Here is a 1,112-nt window from a genome sequence, read left to right as displayed (position 1 = left end):
GCCAAGCTGGCCAAGGCCGACCTGATCATCGACGTCCAAAAAAAACTTTCCACTCTGCTGGGCCTGAGCACCGGCGACACGCCGAGCGAGCCGAAGTGATCAGCGCCGCCAACACCCTGGCCGAGCAGGTCGGCGTCGCCGCTGCCTGCCGTGCCCTGCGTTTGCCGCGCAGCGCCCTGTACCGCGAGCGCGCCGCGCGCAATGTCTGTCCGCTGCCGGTCGCGGCCACCGCCGCGCCCCGCCGGCGTCCGCCGCTGGCGCTGTCGGCACTGGAGCGTCGCGTCGTGCTCGACGTGCTCAACAGCCCGCGTTTCGCCAATTGCGCTCCGGCAGCCATCCACGCCCAACTGCTTGACGAAGGACGCTACGTGGCTTCGGTGCGCACCATGTATCGCCTGCTGCAGGGCTGCGCCGCCGTGCGCGAGCGGCGCGACCAGCTGCGCCATCCCGAGTACACCAAGCCGGAACTGCTTGCCGTGGTGCCCAATCAAGTCTGGAGCTGGGACATCACCAAGCTGAAGGGGCCGGTCAGGGGCACCTGTTTCCATCTGTACGTCATCCTCGACATCTTCAGCCGCTACGTGGTCGGCTGGATGGTGGCCGAGCACGAAACGGCCGAACTGGCCGAGCAGCTTATTGCCGACACCGCAGCCAAGGAAGGCATTGCGCCGGGCGCGCTGACCTTGCATGCCGACCGGGGCAGCAGCATGCGCTCCAAGCCGGTGGCCACGCTGCTGTCCGACCTGGGTATCGCCAAATCGCACAGCCGGCCCTACGTTTCCGACGACAATCCCTACTCGGAAGCGCAGTTCAAAACCTTGAAGTACCAGCCTGGTTTTCCGGCGCGCTTTGGCTCGCTGGCTGACGCCCGCGCCCACTGCGCCCAGTTCTTTACCTGGTACAACCAGCAGCACCGCCACTCCGGCATTGGCATGATGACGCCGGAGAGCGTCCATACCGGCCGCGCCGCCGAAGTACGCAAGCAACGACAAGCCACGCTGGCCGGCGCCTTCCAGCGCACGCCGAACCGCTTCAAACACCGCATGCCGCAACCACAGAAACTGCCGACAGCTGCATGGATCAACCCGCCGATAATGGAGAAAAACGCTGCC

At 66.1% G+C, this 1,112-nt stretch carries 1 protein-coding gene; it reads left to right on the top strand.

The genetic code is table 11. The annotated features are described in order from the left end of the window. Positions 1-95: 95 nt before the first annotated feature. Positions 96-1,112: IS3 family transposase (locus KVP70_RS33035; protein ID WP_217946670.1), on the top strand; the 1,017-nt coding region annotated here is incomplete at its 3' end.

Origin of the sequence: Duganella violaceipulchra, from assembly GCF_019166075.1 — a bacterium.
In the GTDB taxonomy this organism is placed as follows: Bacteria; Pseudomonadota; Gammaproteobacteria; order Burkholderiales; family Burkholderiaceae_D; genus Rugamonas; species Rugamonas violaceipulchra.
The sequence above is the reverse complement of the archived record's forward strand: the minus strand, read 5'-3'. Positions and strand labels throughout refer to the sequence as shown.